Below are 14967 nucleotides of genomic sequence, written 5' to 3'. Positions count from 1 at the left end.
GCACTGCCGTACCGCGCCCGCCCGGACGCGCCGCGCGGAAAAAGAACACGGAAAGCCGCTAGAGAACTCCGCGTACGCGGGCGGCACGGCCGCACTGCCGCACCGCTGCTCGCCTCCGTCCCCGAGAACTACCCGCGGCGGCCTGCCCCTGCCGCACCGAGCAGATGACCGGCAGCTGGACACTGCCCTGCTTCCCGCACTACCCGGGAAGCACTCCCTCGGTCGACGGCGCCCCTCCTGCTTACCGGTTGCCGCGGCACATGCAGCCTTCGTATTCCCAGGCCAGGCCTGCCCCGTCTCTGCCGCACTAGGGAAACCCCTTTCGAGCGTGACGGACGTCCGCGGGCGCAGCGGCCTTTCATGGCGTGCCGCAGCAGAAAGCCCCCGCATCCCCTTCGGGGGAACGCCTCGCACGGCCGCTCCCTCCCCGCCATGCTCCCCGGGAACGGGAATCAGGACATCCTCTTTTCCGAGATTCGGACAGCGAAGCAGCGGAAAACCCCGCAGGCATCACGGCCACAAGTGGCCAAAATCTATGAAACGGACCATCTATACCCGGGAGTCGGAATAGTACATAAACAAACTGACCACGAAAGGCATCACAGAGATCGTGACCACCAATTCTCGATCTTCCACAACTCGACTTCCCGCACCATCCTCGTGTCCCACCACTTTCACTGGAGAGGAGGTCTTCCCCGCCCTCCGAAACGGATCAGCAGTCATCTCCCCGCCCTCCCTCATCAACGCGCCATTGCGCCGAATCCCCTCCCAGCAGCGCAGCATGGCGCGGGTCCAGCGCATGCTCGACGCCTGCGCGGAACTCCTGGACGAGGCCGGATACGCCGAACTCACCACCACCAAGATCGCGGAACGCGCCGGGGTCGCGATCGGCTCGGTCTACCAGTTCTTCCCCGATAAGAAGGCGATCACCCAAGCACTCGGCCTGCGCTATCTCGACATTTTCAGTGCGCGGATCGTCCGCCGGATCACCGAGCAGAACTTCGACCACTGGACCGAGACCGTTGACGCGATTATCGACGAATACGTCACTATGCACCGTGAGGAACCCGGATTCCGTTTTCTCCGGTTCGGTGACGCAATCGACCCCAAGCTGTTGGATTCCACCCGGGAGAACAATCAAGTCATCGCAACGCGCTTACGCGATCTGCTGATTTCCCTCGCCGGGGCCGTACAAAGTGAGAAGCTTGACTTAGCGGTCCTCGTCTCCGTCGAGGCCGCGGACGCGGTGCTCAAAATGGCTTTCCGCGACGACGCCGACGGCGACCCCCGTCTCATCACCGCGGCCAAACAGCTCGTCCGCAGCTATCTGGAACACGTCTTCGGCGACGAACCGGACACCGCCCAGGAACTCCACAAGAGTACAGACGACAGGTCACCGGCCTAGCGCCGACAGCAGTCCGCGCACCGGCCCCCGCTCCCCCAGTGGCCCGGCTGACCATCCGCGACCGTGGGACGGACCCTCCGGGGCAGCGGAGCAGCGCCTCGTCCGCCGCCCAGCCCCGCACACGCCCGTTATCCGCCTGCCCGCACACCACGAGGTCCGCGACGCGCCGGCCCACCCATCCCCCTCGGTCGGCGGGGCGCATCTCATGAGGGAGGAACTCGCAGTGGTAGCCGACAGCACACTGAGCCGAACGTTGACAGGAATCGCCGCCGGGGTCCCCTACCTCGCGATCCCGCCGCCCGACCCGGCCCCGACCGTGCCCATCGTCGTCGCATTGCACGCCTTCGAACCGCCGCGCAGCGAAGCCGCGCTCGCCGGCACCCTGCCACTACTCGGACTCCCCGCCTGGAGGTTCTACCTCGGCCTTCCCCTCTTCGGCCACCGCCTCCCCAAAGGCGGCGTGTCCGAAGTCAACCGCCTCGGCCGGGAAGACTACCTGCTCCAGCTCTACAGCCCGGTCGTGCGGCAGGCCGCAGCCGAACTCCCCCTCGCCGTCGCGGAACTCCGCCGGTCCTTCTCCCGCGCCGACGCTCCCCTCGGCCTCATGGGTGTTGGAGCGGGCGGAGCCGCCGTCTTCCTCGCCCTCATCGAAAGCGACCTGCCCGTCGGCGCCGTGGGCGTGGTCAACCCCGTCATCGACCCGACCCACGTCCTCTCCGCCCGGGAACGCCACCTCGGAGTCGACTACACGTGGGACGACCAGTCGCGGGACGCCGCTGCCGGACTGGACTTCACCGAACGAGCCGACGAACTCGCCTCCCGCGGGCCGGACACCCCTGTCCTCATCGTCAACGGCGAACACGACGAGATCATCCGGCCCAGCCACGGCCGTCTCCTCCACGACGCGCTCTCCCCGCACCACCAGCCCCACACTCTGCGGCACGTCGTGATTCCCGACCTCGCCCACACTCTAGGCCCCGAACCCGGGCTCGACCCTGGACCGCCCACCCCCGGGACGGTCCTCACCGACCGCGCCCTCACGGAATGGTTCCACACCCACCTGATCGCCCGCCCTCAGGCCGCGCCCTGACTGCTCCGCCCCCGCACCGGCCGCGGGCTGCCCCTCCGAAATCCGCTGCCGGCCAAGAACCGCTGCCCGGCTCCTCGGCGCTCGCTTGCCCCGCTTGCCTAGAGTCACCACTTCCCTGGTGAAGGGCCGGACATCCCCCACTGGTCCCAGCAGCGTGATGAATAATCACTTGGTGCCCCACTCTACGGCTACTCTCCCCGCTGGATGCTCAGCGTGAACGAGTGTCCTCTTCGTGGGGCTCGCGTGTGACAAGTTCTAGGAGGGCGACTCACGTGACTGAGCCGGCGCCGGTGTTCACCAGCGGAATCGATCATGAACGGCTCACTTCTCAACTCCGGTTCGTCCTGGAGGTCGACAAGCTCAAGCGCGTACTGCGGCGTTCTCTGCTCATTGACGGAGCCCGCCGCGAAAACTCTGCCGAGCACTCCTGGCACGTGGCGGTACTCGCTCGCGTATTCGCCGAATACGCCCCCGCGGGCACCGACATCGACCACGTGGTGAACATGCTGCTGGTGCACGACATCGTGGAAATCGACGCCGGAGACACCTACATCTACGACCAGGCCGCCGTGAGCACCCAGGCGGAACGGGAACGTGCCGCCGCGGACCGCATCTTCGCGCTCCTGCCCGAAGACCAGGCCGTGTGGGCACGGAACCTGTGGGACGAGTTCGAAGAACGCAAAACCCCCGAGGCGCGGTTCGCCAGAGCCATCGACCGCCTCTCCCCCCTGCTCGCCAACTGGCACACCGAAGGCGCCATGTGGCGGCAGTTCAAGATCTCCAAGGACGACGTGCTCAAGAACGTGAAACTCATCTCGGAGGGATCCGAGCCACTGGGCGCCTACGCGCTGGCGCTCGTCGATGACGCCGAACGGCGCGGCTACCTCAGCCGAAACTGACTGACCGGCCTCACCGCAGCACCAGTTGGACTGCTGCGGTGAGGCCGATGACGACGATCAGGGCGCGCAGCGCCCCCGGGCGGAGCCGGCGGCCGAACTTCGCGGCAAAATACCCCCCGATCACCGAACCGGTGGAGATCAGCGCCACCGCCCCCCAGTGGGGTTCAGCCAGGACAAGGTAGAACAGGGCCACCGACGCGTTGACGATCAGCGCCAGCACGTTCTTCAACGCGTTGAGGCGCTGCATCTCGTCATTGAGGGAACTGCTGAGCAGGCTGATCAAGATGACGCCCTGAGCGGCGACAAAATACCCGCCGTACACGCCCGCCCCGTAGACGCCGAGCGGCAGCAGCGGGCCGCCGTGGGGGCGGGCCGCACGACGCTCCTGCAGCCGCGCGCTGATCTGAGGCTGGAAAATAATGAGCGCGCAGGCGAACAGGATGAGCACAGGCGCAATCGACGTGAACACCCGCTCCGGCAAAGTGAGCAGCAGGGTTCCGCCGGTCAGCGCCCCCAGGAACGACATCCCGCCGAACCGCAGCACTCGGGCGCGCTGCCCAGCCAGCTCCCTGCGGTAGCCGATCACTCCGGCGATCGACCCCGGGGTGAGTCCGATGCTGTTGGAGATCATGGCCGTCACCGGAGAAATCCCGCACGCCAGCAGCGCCGGAAAAGTGAACAGCGTACCGGAGCCCACCAGCGTGTTGATGGCTCCCGCCCCGGCACCCGCAGCAAAGACGACGCATGCCTCCCACGCGTTCACGGACGCCCCCGAACCGGTGTGTGAACCTTCCCGAATCCCGTGCAGTCTATGAACCTGTTGCACCGGCCACGGAAGGCGGGGCTGCCGTCCCTGCTGCCCGGCCGTGCCGCCCCGGTTACGACGCTCGGGCCGACCAGCGCTCCCCGTCGAACTCCACCTTCAGCCCGATACCGAACGTGGTGCTGAGGTGGTCGGCGGTCATCACCTGCTCCAGCGGCCCCGCGGCCACCACCTTGCCTCCGCGCAGCAGCAGGCCGTGCGTAAACCCGGGGGGAATCTCCTCAACATGGTGGGTAACGAGCACGAGAGCGGGGGCAGACTCGTCTTTCGCGAGCGTGCCGAGGCGGCGCACCAGATCCTCCCGCGCGCCCAAGTCGAGCCCGGCCGCAGGCTCGTCCAAGAGCAGCAGCTCCGGGTTGGACATCAACGCTCGGGCGATCAGCACCCGTTTGCGTTCCCCTTCCGAAAGGGTGCCGAACGCACGGTCCTCGAACCGCAGCACTCCCCACCGGCCCAGCAGTGCCCGGGCCCGCGCATAGTCAGGGGCGCTGTACTCCTCTTTCCCTGTGCCCAGATAGCCGTAGGCGGCGCTGACCACCACGTCCCGGACGCGCATGTCGTCCTCAAGCTGGGCGGCCACCGCAGACGAGGCGAAGCCAATCATCGGCCGGAGCTCGAACACGTCTCCGCGGCCGAGCCGCTCACCGAGCACCTCCACCGTGCCCCGGGTGGGGTGCAGTTGAGTGGCGGCGATCCGCAGCAGGGTGGTCTTGCCTGCACCGTTCGGTCCCACGACCACCCAGCGCTCCCCTTCCGCCACAGTCCAGTCCACTGCGTCCAGCAACACCGTCTGGCCGCGGCGTACCCCGACCCCGCTCATGTGCAGCACGTGCCCGTTCATAGCTCTCCTTCGTGACAGCCCGAGTGCGAACATACTGGACGCTCGGCCGCCGACCGCGCCGGTCGCCCCCGATTCCACCCGTCCGCAGCGACCACCCTTCCAGACGGGGGTGACGGCCGCGTGAACGCCCGCCGCCCTGCGCCTGCGGGGCGCCCCCAGTCAGCGTGCCCGGACGCTTCCGTCCCGCTCGGCGCTGCCCTGGCCGCCACCACGGTCGTCCGGCAGCGCGCAAGGCCTCGACTGCGACTCCGGCGGGTCTCCCCGTCCCGCGTCCCCATCCCGGCAGCGCCCCGCACCCGTATTCTCGCCCCGCGTAATGCCGGGCGGTCTCAGGGTGTCCGCGTGTGAAACTCCGGGACACCTCAGGGTTGTCTCCCGATTCGCTCCCGCCGTCGAAGACAAATAATCGTGACCATGGGAAACGCCGCCAACCACTCGCACGCACTGCCCCCGGAGCGGCGCCGTGCCTCCGACGCCGACCGGGACCGCGTGGCCCAACTCCTCGGCGAGGCCTTCGTCGACGGGAGGCTGACCGCAGAAGAGCACGCTGAACGGCTCGACGCTCTCTCCACCGCCACAACCTTGGGGGATTTGCAGCCGCTCATCGCCGATCTGGGCCCTGCCCCGACGCTCTCCGAAGCCGAGGAGCTCCGGGCCTCCAGCACCGGTGCGGAGAACATCGTCGCCGTGTTCGGCTCCGCGAAGCGCAGCGGACGCTGGCTCGTGGAACCGCGCACCAACACGTCGACCCTGTTCGGAGAGATCGCGCTGGACTTGCGCGAAGCAGTCCTGTCCCAGCGTGAGGTGGTCATCCAGTGCGGGCTGGTTTTCGGCTCGCTGAAACTGACGGTTCCTCCCGGGGTGCGGATCGTCAACGAAACCACACCGATCTTCGGTGACGTCGACTTGAAGAAAACGGACTCGGCGGTCACGGTCAACGCGCCCACGATCCGCCTGCGGGGAAGCGTGATGTTCAGCTCAGTCAAAGTCCGGACACGCACTCTTGGGAAGAGGAAGCTGCCATGGATGCGTTGACGCCGTCTGCTGCTGTGAGGAGCTCCACCATGGACCTGGAACGTCTCCGCGCCTCTGACGCGGACCGCGAGCGCAGCGCCGAAGTGCTCCGCAACGCGCTTGCGGAAGGCCGCATCAACCACGAGGAACTCGACGAACGGTTGGACCGGGTGTACCGGGCGACCACTGTGGGGGAACTCGCCGAAATCACCCGCGACCTTCCCTCATCGCTCGGCGCGTCGCCTGCTTCGGGGACGGACCCGTCGCTGTCCTCCGCGGAGGCGCAGCAACTGGCCGCGCAAAGCCGGGGGAAAGAAGCGATTTCCGCGGTCTTCGGCGGGGTGGAGCGTGCGGGACGCTGGCTGGTGGAGCCGCACACCACCGTGTCCATCCTGTGCGGTGGGGTGGACCTGGACCTGCGGGAGGCGGTGCTCGCCCAGCGCGAAGTCGTCTTCCAGTGCGCGGTGATCTTCGGCGGGCTGCGGATCATCGTGCCGCCCGGCGTGCGGGTGGTCAACCAGGCCAATGTCTTCCTGGGCGGAGTGGACCTCAGTAAGGTGGACAGCGTCACTGATCCGAGCGCCCCGACGATCCGGATCACCGGGACCTGCCTGATGGGTGGCATCCAGGTGCTGGAACAGCGCCCCGGCCAGAAGTGCAGGTGACCGCGGCGCGGATCCGCTGCGGCTCTCCGTGGTACGTGATGTGGAGCACAGTGCTGTCGGCCGGTGAAGGGTCCCACGTCGGGTAACAGAGTGTGCCCGCCCGGGACTGGGGTGCCCTGGTCTACGCCACTGTGGTCCAGCAGAGTACCTTTAGAGCCGTCATGACTCTCGCGAATTCCGTGCCTGAAACCCTGCTGGTGACGGTCACCGGTAAAGATCGTCCGGGCATCAGCGCTCGACTGCTGAGCACCTTGTCGGTCTTCCCGGTCACCATCACCGACTTGGAGCAGGTTGTCATTGGTGGGCGTCTGCTCCTGGGCGCTTTGCTGTCGGCCGACGAACGCGTTGCCCCCGGGGTCCGCAAAGAGCGCCTGTTCGAGGAGATCCGCTCGGCGGTTTCCAAAGTCGCGGTCGATATGGACATGGACGTCGACTTCATGGTCGACGGCGAGCGGGTGCGCCCCTGCACGGGGACCCGCCTCGACGTCACGATCATGGGGGACCCGCTGCGTCCAGGCGCGGTCGGCGCCATCGCTTCCTGTGTGGCACGGGCAGGAGCCAACATCGACCGTATCGAACGCTTGGCCAGCTACCCGGTGACCGCGCTCTCCCTCTCCTTGACCGGGGGCAACCTGGAACAGCTCCGCACCGACCTGGCGTTGGAGGCCGCCACCCAGTCGGTGGACGTGGCCGTGCAGACGAGCGGCCTCCACCGGCGGTCCAAGCACCTGGTGGTGATGGACGTCGACTCCACGCTCATCCAGTGCGAGGTCATCGAACTGCTCGCCCAGTACGCGGGCTGCGGGGACGAGGTCGCCCGGATCACCGAGGAGGCGATGCGCGGTGAACTGGACTTCGAGGAGTCGCTGCGGCGGCGCGTCGCCCTGCTGAAAGGGCTGGACGCGAGCATCCTGGAAGAAGTGCGCGAGAAGATGACGCTCACCCCGGGAGCGCGCACCCTGATCCGCACCCTCAAATTCCTCGGCTACGAGTGCGCCATCGTCAGCGGCGGCTTCACCCAGCTCACCGACTACCTGGTGGAAGAGCTCGGCATCGACTACTCGGCGGCCAACGTCCTCGAAATCGTCGACGGCAAGCTCACCGGTTCGCTGGTCGGACCGATCATCGACCGGAAAGGCAAGGCCGCGGCCCTGGAGCGGTTCGCCGCGGAGGCGGGGGTGCCGCTCAGCCAGACCGTGGCGATCGGCGACGGCGCGAACGACCTCGACATGCTCCGGGTCGCCGGGCTCGGGGTGGCGTTCAACGCCAAACCGGTGGTCCGTGCCCAGGCCGACACGTCGGTGAACGTGCCCTACCTCGACACGGTGCTCTTCCTGCTGGGGATCTCCCGGGAGGAAGTGGAAGCCGCGGAACGGGGCAGCTACGCCTGACCGCAGGGACGCGGGACGGCTCGGTCACATTACGAGCCGCAGCCGCCCGGTTCCCGGAGCGATGTAGAGCCAGTCGACGTCCAGGTCGACCACCGCCACCGAGGCGGGAGGAAAGGACAGGTACCCGGATTCGCTGTCGAACGCGGCGGCGAGCTGCGCCATCGTCGGATTGTGGCCGACCACGAGCAGGGTGCGCACCTGGGGGTCGACGTAGCTGACCAGCTGCAGCGCGGTGTCCACGTCTGCGGTGTACAGCTCTGCGTCGAAGTCCACTTCGGGCTCGCACGGCAGTTGTTCCGCGACCAGGTCCCACGTCTGCCGGGTGCGCCGGGCGGTGGAGCAGAGGACGTGGTCGGGGAGCAGACCTTCCCGGGCGAGGCGTTCGCCCACCATCCTGGCCTGCTGGCGTCCTTCCTGGGTGAGGGGGCGGTCGACGTCAGCAAGAGACGCGGAATGTTCGGCTTGGGCGTGGCGGAGAACGACCAACCGGCGGCTCATGACGTGATCACCGTCGCCACGATGGCTAGTAGGGCGATGAATGCCACCATCACGCCGACGATGACGGCGAGCCCTCTCATACCGCTCATGCCGTCAGTCTGCCATGGGTCGAGTACGGTGCCCAGACCACCCGGAAGGTTGCCGGGTTCCACGGGCGTCGCGCCGGGAAGGGGAGCCGCGTGCTTCCCGGCGCGACGGGTTTTCTTCTGGCGGACAGCCGCCGGTCACTCCTGGGAGGATGCGCCTCCGCCCTGGCTGACCGGCTCCTCCTTGGCGGCGCCCTGGTCGGCTGCCGGCGCCTCCGGCTGCGTCTTGGTGGCCTCAGCGGCGAAGCTGCCGTCCGTGCTGCGCCGCTTGCTCCACACGATGACGCCGACGAGCAGCGCCACGGAGGCCACGGTGATGCCGAGCCGCAGGGCGAGGTTGTCGGCGTAGATGACCACGCTCGGCGCAATGAGCAGCGCCACCAGGTTCATCACCTTGAGCAGCGGGTTGATGGCCGGGCCCGCGGTGTCCTTGAAGGGGTCGCCGATGGTGTCGCCGATGACGGTGGCCTCGTGCGCTTCAGAGCCTTTGCCGCCGTAGTGCCCGTCTTCGACGAGTTTCTTCGCGTTGTCCCAGGCACCGCCGGAGTTGGCAAGGAAGACCGCCATGAGGGCGCCCGCCGCGATACCGCCGCCGAGGAACGCGCCGAGCGGGGCGTAGCCGAGGGCGAAGCCGAGCGCGATGGGGGTGAGGACCGCGAGCAGTCCGGGAGTGATGAGCTCCCGTAGCGAGTCGCGCGTGCAGATGTCGACGACTCGGCCGTATTCGGGTTTCTCCGTGCCGTCCATGATCCCCGGCCGGGTCCGGAACTGTTCGCGGACTTCGTGGACGACGCGGCCCGCAGCACGGCCCACCGCCATAATGGCCAGCCCGGAGAACAGGAAGACGACGGCCGCTCCGATGATCACGCCTACGAGCACGTCCGGCTGGTCCACGGAGAGGCTGAACTCCGTGGCGCCCAGTTCCGCTTCGACCGCGGTGCGGAAGGCGCCGAAGAGCGCGGTCGCGGCGAGTACCGCGGTGGCGATCGCAATGCCCTTGGTGATCGCCTTGGTGGTGTTCCCCACCGCGTCCAGGCTGTTGAGCACCTCAGCCCCGGAGCCTTCCACGTCCCCGGACATTTCGGCGATGCCTTGCGCGTTGTCTGCGACCGGGCCGAACGTGTCCATGGCCACGATGACTCCGACGGTGGTCAGCAGGCCGGTTCCGGCGAGGGCCACAGCGAACAGGCTGACGGTGATGTTGCCGCCGCCCAGGAGGAACGCCGCGTAGACGGCTCCGGCGATGAGCAGCGCCGAATAGACGGCAGACTCCAGTCCCACGGACACGCCGGCGAGGACCACGGTCGCCGGTCCGCTGCGGGAGCTCTCCCCGATTTCCCGTACCGGCGGGCGGTTGGTTTCGGTGAAGTAGCCGGTGAGCAGCTGGATGGCTGCGGCGAGCAGGAGGCCGATGAGTACCGCGCCGATCGCGATGAGCTGCGGGTTGCCGTCCAAGGCAGCGATATCTGCGGGGACGCCCTCCAGTTCCGCGAAGGTGTCGGGCAGGTAGAGCAGGGCTGCTCCCACGACGAGGACGGCGGAGATGACCGCTGAGATGAAGAACCCGCGGTTGATCGCCGCCATGGCGTTGGCGTCGCGGGCGCGGGGGGAGACCACGAAGATCCCGATGATCGCGGTGATGACCCCGATCATGGGCACGAGGAGCGGGAAGACGAGTCCTTCCGTGCCGAAGGCGACCCGGCCCAGGACGAGGGAGGCGACGAGGACCACCGCGTACGACTCGAACAGGTCGGCGGCCATGCCCGCGCAGTCGCCGACGTTGTCGCCCACGTTGTCCGCGATAGTGGCGGCATTGCGGGGGTCGTCTTCGGGGATGTGGTGTTCGACTTTGCCTACCAGGTCGGCGCCGACGTCAGCCGCCTTGGTGAAGATTCCGCCGCCGACCCGCATGAACATGGCGAGCAGGGCCGCGCCGAACCCGAAGCCTTCCAGGACGATCGGGGCGTCGGCCCGGTAGATGAGGACTACGAGAGCTGCGCCGAGCAGGCCGAGGCCGACGGTGAACATGCCGGCGACACCGCCGGTGCGGAAGGCGATCCGCATGGCAGCTCGTGCTTCTCCGGCGCGGGCGGCCGCGGCGACGCGGAGGTTGCCGCGCACGGCGAGCCACATGCCGAGGAACCCGGTCATCGCGGAGAAGAGCGCGCCGATCGCGAAGAAGATGGAGCGTCCCCAGCGGACGGCTTCCGTGTCTGCGGGCAACAGGAGAAGCAGCAGGGGAATGATAATGACAAAGACCGCGAGGGTGCGGAATTGGCGTTTGAGATAGGCAGCCGCGCCTTCTTGGACCGCTCGTGCGATATTCTGCATGCGCTCTGTGCCTTGGCTTGCGGCGAGAACCTCACGCACGAGGGTCCCGGCAACAGCCAGCGCGAGCAGTGCCACCGCGAGAACCACGATGACGAGCGTGAGATCCATACCGAGCAGAGCGAGCTCGGCGCCGCTGTCAGCGGCAAGGTTGAGCCCGGTCAATCCGTCCTCCTCCAGACGGGCAGGGCCCCGCCCGGGTGCTCGCTCCGCCGTCCAGGGCTTTCCGGACGGGTCGCCCTCCAGCACGTCAGGCGGGGTCTTGCCGGTGCCTCCATGGTCGGGAAAATCCCCATCGTTTCCGTTGTATTAACGGATTCGATGTGCCGGGAGTCTACGCATCGTTACCCGGAAATGTGAGGTCCCAAAGGAGGTTTTCGAGAAAACCTTGAGGTTTGCGGTCCGACAACACCCCAAAAAATGCGACATTCACCCAACAGAGAGAACAAACTTCTCTTTTGTCGCTTTTTTCGCAAAAAATGACAAAACGCAACAAATAACGCATGGAGCGCATGCGCCACGGCGCTCAAGGCATCCCCGCGGCGCGATCACCCAGCGGCACAGCAATCACGGAACGCACGATTCGCTGCACGCTGCCCGCCACGCCACCGCACGCGGGAGCCTCCTCGGGAAAGATCCGCCCGGGCATCCCCAGCCCGGTCCCCCACCCGCGGAACACCGCTGGGCGCCGCGCTGCGCCCAGCCCGCGCTACGGTCGCAGTCCGAGCCCTGGCCCGTCACCCTCCAGCAGCCCGGACCAGCCGCAGCTCTGCCGGATCAACTTCGGCCGCCCTGCCAGCTTCGATCCGATCAGCCATCGCCCGCGCACAGGCGGCCACCCCCAGCGCATCCACCCCGTGGGGCGCCTCCGCGCCGTACTCGGCCACCCGGTCCGCTCCCCGGCGCAGCAGGCGGGCCGCCCCCACAGTGTTCCCGCGCTGCGCATGCGTCACCCCCACCGCGACCTGGGCCAGTCCGCGCCACAGCTCCCGTTGCGGGCCGTCCACCGACTTCCACACCGCCTCCAGCACCTCGTGGGCGTGGAAGGCGTACCCCTCGTCCAGCAGCCGCTGGGCCTCCCGCAACCCTTCAGTGGGGGAGAACTCCGCGTCGTCGGGCACCCGCGGCACCCCTGGAGCCCCATACGGCAGCGGACGCCCGTACCGGTCCCGGGGCCGCTGGTTCTGCGCCCGGCCGTCTGCTCTACGGTCCCGGTCACGTCTGTGCTGCGTCATCGGAAAGCCACTCCACAAGCAGTGCATTCACCTGGTCGGGGCGTTCCTGGTGAGGGAAGTGCCCCGCGCCCTCCACCAACCGCAACCGGTAGGGCACGCGTACGTGCCGCTCCAGTCCGTGCGCTGCCGCAGGCAGGATGAGGGGGTCCGCAACACCGTGCACGTACAGCGTGGGGACCGGACTGGGCTCACGCATGCGTTGCAGGTAACGATAGCCGTCCGGGCGGAACCGGGACCGGAACAGCCACCGGTGATACTCCACCGAGCAGTGGGCCACCAAGGGGATCTGGAACGCTTCCCGGAAACGCTGCTCCGTCTGCGCATCCGGCCAACCCGAGCACGACCAGGCACGCAGCGCCTCGGCCACTGCCTGCGCGTTGCGGGCGACCAGGCGGCGTTCCGGCAGCATCGGCACCTGCAGGCCGAGCAGCTCCCACAGGCCGCGGGCCCGGTGCCAGTGCGCCACAGTCGCCGTAGCCAACTGCACCGGATGAGGCGCCGACAAGGCGACCAGCCGCCGGACCGCACGGGGGTGGCACACACTCATCGTCCAACCGATCAGGCCGCCCAGGCCGTGCCCGACCACGGCCGCATCGGCCTCCCCCAGCACCCGGATCAGCCCGGCGATATCCGAAGCCGCAGTGAACAGGTCGTATCCGCGGGGCGGCTTGTCGCTCGCACCATAGCCGCGCAGATCAACGGCGACCGCGCGGTAGCCCGCTGCAGAAAGCGCGGTGATCTGCTGCTCCCACGCCCACCAGAACTGCGGAAAACCGTGGAGCAGCACGACCAGCGGCCCCGTTCCGGCCTCCACCACGTGGAACCGGATCCCTCCGGCGCTGACCAGCCGATGGGTCCATGGACCCTCGATCAGAACCGCAGACTCGTCGGGAACGTTGCTGATCCTGTGAATCACTGTTGCGCGGTATGTTCGCGACGCAGTACGGCCTTGGTCTTGTCGAAGGTCTCCTTCGACCGCGGCATCCCGCGGATCTTCTTGTAGGAGCGCACACCGACGATCCCGAGGATGACCGCCACCAGCGTGTACACAAGGGTAACGATCAAGAAGGCCAGCCATCCAGGCAGACCGAACGCGATCAACGCGAACGCGATCGTCATCGAAGCCAGAATGAGGATCAGGTGCGCGACCAAGGCAGCGGTGATGACCAGCGCGGTCCCTTGGACGACCCGGCGGACGTCCGCGGCCAGCTCCGTCCGAGCAAGTTCAAGCTGCAGGCTCACCAGATGGCTGAGGTGACCGGTCACCTCAGAGGTGAGTTCTCCCAGTGAACGCCGGGGCGCGTCGACGTCCACCGGCTTCCGGCCACCCGTGTTGGTTTTGGACACCGCGGCGGCTCCTTCCATCGGACACATCTCTGGGGAATCCTTGCATAGTTCCCTGCGGCCAGTCCGCTACCGTGCGGGTGCGCGGCGTGTGTCCCCATGGCGTGCGCCCGCGGCCGGCACCGCTCTAGGACTCCCCCGGTCGCGCGCCCCGGCACCACCTCGGCGTAGGGTGCATAACGTGAACGCTGTGCCGACCGATCCTCTGATGCGGATCGCCGAAATTCCCGAGGTCGCTCGCGCGGTCGATGAAACCCGCAGCCTCGTTGACATGCTGATCGGGCAACGGGTGCTGCGCCGCCGCGGCAGCGACGTCTCCATGGAAGCGGCTCTGCGCGGGGCCCGTGCCTCAGCCGTGCTGGAAGGAGCCGACGTCTCCCTCGAGCAGGTGCGCTTCGGGGAGAGCGACGATCCCCGGGTGCGGGGGTCGGTGCGGGTCTCCGGGGAGCTCGGGCTGCTGGTGGAGACCTGGTCTAAGGCGCCCCGCCAGGTCCTGGCCCGCCTGCACGTCCTGGCCGCCTCCGACGTGGTCGCGCCCGAAGCGCTGGGCCGTCCCCGCCGCGACGGGGACGACGTGACCGATCCCCTCGAGCTGGGCTCGCCGCCGCCCGCGTCCGAAGTCATCGCCCGGCTGGAGGCGTTGACTTCCCTGCTCACTGCGCGGACCGAGGCGCCTGCCGTGGTGGTCGGCGCGATCGTGCACGGGGAACTGCTGGCGCTGCGCCCCTTCGGCTGGGGGGACGGCATCGTCGCGCGCGCCGCGGAACGGTTGACCTTGATGGCGCGCGGCCTGGACCCCAACTCGCTGGTCCCTACCCAGTTGGGGCACGAGCAGCGCCGTGAGCACTACGCTGCTGCGCTGCGCGGCTATATGACCGGGACCCCGGAGGGTGTGGCGGGGTGGGTAGTGCACTGCGCACAAGCGGTCATGGAAGGGGCACGCGACTCGCTTGCCACCTGTGAAGCCATCCGGCGCGCCACGACCCGACGCTAAACCGGTGGGGGACGCTGCGTACCGGCAACCGCAGCAACGAAAAGGAAACAGCGCGGTAGCACCGTGGCATCAACGGCAACAATCCGGAAAAACGGCAAAAAACACGCAACAAGGGCGATACCGGGACATCCCTGAGTGGGAGGTTCACAGCATCGCCCATACCACGCCGGACTGGGCTAACATGCGTGCATTATCGCTAGTCTGACCAGGCGGTTCCCTGATCTCGACGGGCCACTCACGGCGCGGTGACGCGTGGGTACCCAGTTGCGGCGTGTCCGATGGGGCGACCCCATCGATTACTTCCTTTCTACGCCTGGTCAGACAGCTTGGAAAGGGGCCGGAAGGCTATTTTTT

General features: G+C 67.8%; 14 protein-coding genes. 7 read left to right on the top strand and 7 right to left on the bottom strand.

What is annotated here, in order from left to right; translation table 11 throughout:
• The first annotated feature begins 781 nt into the window (after nt 1-781).
• The 3 genes from TF1_RS10135 (at nt 782) to TF1_RS10125 (ending at nt 3394) form a co-directional block, all read left to right on the top strand.
• A complete protein-coding gene (locus TF1_RS10135; protein ID WP_061783842.1) occupies nt 782-1405 on the top strand; it encodes a TetR/AcrR family transcriptional regulator in 624 nt (207 codons plus the stop codon).
• A 205-nt stretch (nt 1406-1610) separates the two neighbouring features.
• The gene (locus tag TF1_RS10130) at nt 1611-2495 is read left to right on the top strand and encodes an alpha/beta hydrolase family protein (protein ID WP_255266166.1); all 885 of its coding nucleotides are present in this window, start codon (nt 1611-1613) and stop codon (nt 2493-2495) included.
• A 272-nt stretch (nt 2496-2767) separates the two neighbouring features.
• On the top strand, nt 2768-3394 hold the full coding sequence (locus TF1_RS10125) for an HD domain-containing protein (RefSeq protein WP_011290588.1): 627 nt from the start codon (nt 2768-2770) through the stop codon (nt 3392-3394).
• A gap of 10 nt (nt 3395-3404) precedes the next feature.
• On the opposite strand, the gene TF1_RS10120 is transcribed toward TF1_RS10125, so the two are convergent.
• Together TF1_RS10120 and TF1_RS10115 are read right to left on the bottom strand one after the other, a co-directional pair.
• Nucleotides 3405-4157, bottom strand: a complete 753-nt coding sequence (locus TF1_RS10120) for a sulfite exporter TauE/SafE family protein (protein ID WP_011290587.1) — start codon at nt 4155-4157, stop codon at nt 3405-3407.
• Between the two features lie 115 nt (nt 4158-4272).
• Nucleotides 4273-5058 carry an ABC transporter ATP-binding protein gene (locus TF1_RS10115; protein WP_011290586.1) on the bottom strand — a complete coding sequence of 262 codons (786 nt, stop codon included), beginning with the start codon at nt 5056-5058 and terminating at the stop codon, nt 4273-4275.
• A gap of 414 nt (nt 5059-5472) precedes the next feature.
• Here TF1_RS10115 and TF1_RS10110 point away from each other — a divergent pair, with 414 nt between their 5' ends.
• The 3 genes from TF1_RS10110 to serB all read left to right on the top strand — a co-directional run bounded on the left by TF1_RS10110 (nt 5473) and on the right by serB (nt 8128).
• Nucleotides 5473-6093: a DUF1707 SHOCT-like domain-containing protein gene (locus tag TF1_RS10110; RefSeq protein WP_011290585.1), complete on the top strand. Its 621-nt coding sequence runs from the start codon at nt 5473-5475 to the stop codon at nt 6091-6093.
• A 29-nt stretch (nt 6094-6122) separates the two neighbouring features.
• On the top strand, nt 6123-6737 hold the full coding sequence (locus TF1_RS10105) for a DUF1707 SHOCT-like domain-containing protein (protein ID WP_011290584.1): 615 nt from the start codon (nt 6123-6125) through the stop codon (nt 6735-6737).
• A 161-nt stretch (nt 6738-6898) separates the two neighbouring features.
• On the top strand, nt 6899-8128 hold the full coding sequence (serB, locus tag TF1_RS10100; protein WP_227480977.1) for a phosphoserine phosphatase SerB: 1230 nt from the start codon (nt 6899-6901) through the stop codon (nt 8126-8128).
• Between the two features lie 24 nt (nt 8129-8152).
• Here serB and TF1_RS10095 read toward each other — a convergent pair whose 3' ends face one another.
• From TF1_RS10095 to TF1_RS10075, 5 genes are all read right to left on the bottom strand, one after another.
• Entirely contained in the window at nt 8153-8626 is a 474-nt protein-coding gene (locus TF1_RS10095) for a SixA phosphatase family protein (protein WP_011290582.1), read from the bottom strand.
• 224 nt (nt 8627-8850) lie between these two features.
• Nucleotides 8851-11205, bottom strand: coding sequence for a sodium-translocating pyrophosphatase (locus tag TF1_RS10090; protein WP_016188027.1), 2355 nt, complete (start codon nt 11203-11205; stop codon nt 8851-8853).
• Between the two features lie 572 nt (nt 11206-11777).
• Complete coding sequence (locus tag TF1_RS10085) at nt 11778-12275, bottom strand: DUF309 domain-containing protein (RefSeq protein WP_011290580.1); 498 nt, start codon at nt 12273-12275, stop codon at nt 11778-11780.
• Nucleotides 12256-13191, bottom strand: coding sequence for an alpha/beta fold hydrolase (locus TF1_RS10080; RefSeq protein ID WP_061783840.1), 936 nt, complete (start codon nt 13189-13191; stop codon nt 12256-12258). The genes TF1_RS10085 and TF1_RS10080 overlap by 20 nt, the downstream gene beginning before the upstream one ends.
• The gene (locus TF1_RS10075) at nt 13188-13622 is read right to left on the bottom strand and encodes a phage holin family protein (RefSeq protein WP_169803314.1); all 435 of its coding nucleotides are present in this window, start codon (nt 13620-13622) and stop codon (nt 13188-13190) included. Before TF1_RS10075 ends, TF1_RS10080 begins: the two co-directional genes overlap by 4 nt.
• 205 nt (nt 13623-13827) lie before the next feature.
• On the opposite strand from TF1_RS10075, the gene TF1_RS10070 reads away from it, so the two are divergent.
• A complete protein-coding gene (locus TF1_RS10070; protein ID WP_049755009.1) occupies nt 13828-14613 on the top strand; it encodes a Fic family protein in 786 nt (261 codons plus the stop codon).
• Nucleotides 14614-14967: the final 354 nt, after the last annotated feature.

The sequence above is a fragment of the Thermobifida fusca NBRC 14071 = JCM 3263 genome, from assembly GCF_001592045.1.
Lineage (GTDB): Bacteria > Actinomycetota > Actinomycetes > Streptosporangiales > Streptosporangiaceae > Thermobifida > Thermobifida fusca.
The sequence above is the reverse complement of the archived record's forward strand: the minus strand, read 5'-3'. Positions and strand labels throughout refer to the sequence as shown.

Bases quoted from the DNA above. Each gene is read 5' to 3' on its own strand.
- TF1_RS10135 (WP_061783842.1), top strand. From the start codon at position 782: ATGGCGCGGGTCCAGCGCATGCTCGACGCCTGCGCGGAACTCCTGGAC.
- TF1_RS10130 (WP_255266166.1), top strand. From the start codon at position 1,611: ATGAGGGAGGAACTCGCAGTGGTAGCCGACAGCACACTGAGCCGAACG.
- TF1_RS10115 (WP_011290586.1), bottom strand. From the start codon at position 5,058: ATGAACGGGCACGTGCTGCACATGAGCGGGGTCGGGGTACGCCGCGGC.
- TF1_RS10110 (WP_011290585.1), top strand. From the start codon at position 5,473: ATGGGAAACGCCGCCAACCACTCGCACGCACTGCCCCCGGAGCGGCGC.
- TF1_RS10105 (WP_011290584.1), top strand. From the start codon at position 6,123: ATGGACCTGGAACGTCTCCGCGCCTCTGACGCGGACCGCGAGCGCAGC.
- serB (WP_227480977.1), top strand. From the start codon at position 6,899: ATGACTCTCGCGAATTCCGTGCCTGAAACCCTGCTGGTGACGGTCACC.
- TF1_RS10095 (WP_011290582.1), bottom strand. From the start codon at position 8,626: ATGAGCCGCCGGTTGGTCGTTCTCCGCCACGCCCAAGCCGAACATTCC.
- TF1_RS10085 (WP_011290580.1), bottom strand. From the start codon at position 12,275: ATGACGCAGCACAGACGTGACCGGGACCGTAGAGCAGACGGCCGGGCG.
- TF1_RS10070 (WP_049755009.1), top strand. From the start codon at position 13,828: ATGCGGATCGCCGAAATTCCCGAGGTCGCTCGCGCGGTCGATGAAACC.